The following is a 2087-nucleotide window of genomic DNA, read 5'->3' as shown; positions in this document are numbered from 1 at the left end:
GGCCAGGGCAGGCTCGAACTCGTGCCGCGCCTGCAGAACGCGGGCGCGCAGCAGCACGGCATCGGCGGGTGCATCGGCCTGGCGCCACCACGGCGCCAGCGCGGCCTGTGCCGCGCCGAGCTCGCGCGGGTCGCCATGCACGCGGGCGCGCTGCAGCGCCGCGCGGGCGGCGGCTACGGCGAGCTGCAGCTGTGCCGGGTCGCGCGCCAAGGCCGCACGGCGCTGGCGCTCGGCCGCGTCGATGCGGTAAGGCAGGCGCTGCACGATCTCGGCGTCGTCCTTCGGGACGAAAGGTTCGGCCAAGACCGCCAGCGGGATTGCCAGCAGCAGCACGAGCAGGTGCTTCACAGCGTCTGCGGCTCTTCGGTCTCGCTGACCGACACCGCCACTGTCGGCAGCGTCAGCGCCTCTGTGGTCTCGTCGTCGGTCTTCTGCGCCTTCAGGTAGCTCACCAGGGCGGCGGACGAGGCCACGGCGCTGTCGGGCACCGCGGTGGGGGCCGGCGGCGGTGGGGGCGGCGGGCTGATGATTTCAGTGTCGCTGTCACTGCCGCCGCAGGCGGCCAGCACGAGCACGGCGCCGGCGGCGACCGCGGCAGTCTTGCGGGTCAACATGGCGGCCCCTTTCACTTGGTGCCCGGGATGGGCGTGTTGAGGTAGGGGAAGCCGCTGAGCAGGGGCACGACAGCCTGGTCCACCGCGTCATGCAGCTTGAAAGTCGTGGCACCCAGGGGCACCGCGCTGGGCTTGCAGGCCGCRCCGAAGCCGAGCTTGTCGGTGTCGCCGTTGGCCACGCACAGGCCGCCCATGACGGCCACCAGCGAGATGTCGACGACGTCGTCCTTGGGACGGCGGCCGTTCGGGAAGCCGGCGTTGTCGTTGCCTGCGGCGAGGATGTTGCCGACGATGCCCAAACGGTTTTGTTGAGCGAATGGCACGGCGGCGATGGCCGTGTTCAGGCGCAGCATTTCGGAGGCCGTGACCGTCTTCTGCTGGTTGACGCCCTTGATGCCGGTCAGGAAGGTGGTGACGAGGTCGTTGCGCGGGAAGTTGGTCGGCGCGGTGTTGGGCAGGGCCAGCGCGATCTCCAGCAAGGCTGGCAGCGTCGGGTTGGTCACGTAGTCGGCGAATTGGCCGTCGTCCTTGGGCTTGGCGGAGTTGAACTTGTCCTTGTCCTTGAGGCCGATGACGACTTCATTCACCAGGGGCATGCCCAGGCGCGAGACCTGCACCCAGGCGCCGCCGGCCTTCTCGCTGGCCTGATGGCCCGAGCCCGGCTTGGGATCGAGCAGGCGGCCCTGGCGCAGGCTGGCCGTGGTCCAGCCGCCGATGACATCGTCGGTCGCGGATTTCAGGCAGTCCTTGTGCACCTCCAGCGCCAGCGTGGTGACGTTCTTGTCGTCGATGGTGTTGGGCGCGGCATTGATCAGCGACGGGTCGGTGATGACGGAGACCGGCGCGTTGACCAGGTCGAAGATGGTGCCGAGGTTGACGGCAAACGGGTCCTGGCGCTGGCCGACGAAGACCTTGGCCGGCGTACTGCAGCCGGGGATGGTGATGGGGTAGACATGCTTGGCCGCATAGCTCGCATAGTCGGCGATGGTCTTCTTGCCGATGTTGTCGACCGGCTTGTCGAAGCTGGTCGCACCGCTGGTGGCATGGACCACCGCCTGGGCCGTGCCGCTGCGGCGGTCGCCGCGCACCACGGTCAGCGTGTAGCTCTCGTTGACCTGCAGGTTGGCGTCCTTGACGTTGGCCACCGCGCCCGACTGGATCAACGGGATGCCGACCATCTTGCCGCCGACGCTTAAAGACGTGCCGGCACCGCTGTTGGACAGCGTGTTCTTGAAGCGGAACTGGAAGGTCAGGTGTTCCTTGGCATCGCCAACGTTGTCGACGTGGATCTCGTAGAGCGCATTCGGGTCCATCGAGAAATAGTTCGGGCCGCCATAGCCGTCCTGCAGCGGCTGGTAGTTGGCGATCAGCGTCACGTAGCCGGCACGGCCGGTCTCGTAGCTGTTGAACATGTAGAAGTCCGTCGCGTCGACCTTGGGCACGGTCGTGATGAAGGGCGCTTCGCGGTGGCTG

At 67.9% G+C, this 2087-nt stretch carries 2 protein-coding genes and 1 pseudogene; all 3 read right to left on the bottom strand.

Annotated features, from left to right (window positions below):
- Nucleotides 1–348: pseudogene (locus tag ACXJKR_RS30820) on the bottom strand (hypothetical protein); the annotation flags it as partial.
- Nucleotides 345–614 (bottom strand): hypothetical protein, encoded by a 270-nt coding sequence (locus tag ACXJKR_RS30815; protein WP_457326087.1) that lies wholly within the window; start codon nt 612–614, stop codon nt 345–347. The pseudogene ACXJKR_RS30820 and the gene ACXJKR_RS30815, both read right to left, overlap by 4 nt.
- Before the next feature lie 11 nt (nt 615–625).
- The coding region (locus tag ACXJKR_RS30810) for a DUF4331 domain-containing protein (RefSeq protein WP_457326086.1) at nt 626–2087 on the bottom strand (1462 nt) is incomplete at its 5' end.

It is taken from the genome of Roseateles sp. P5_E11 (genome assembly GCF_054049355.1).
Note: the sequence above shows the minus strand (reverse complement) of the source record. Positions and strands in the feature narration are given on the sequence as shown.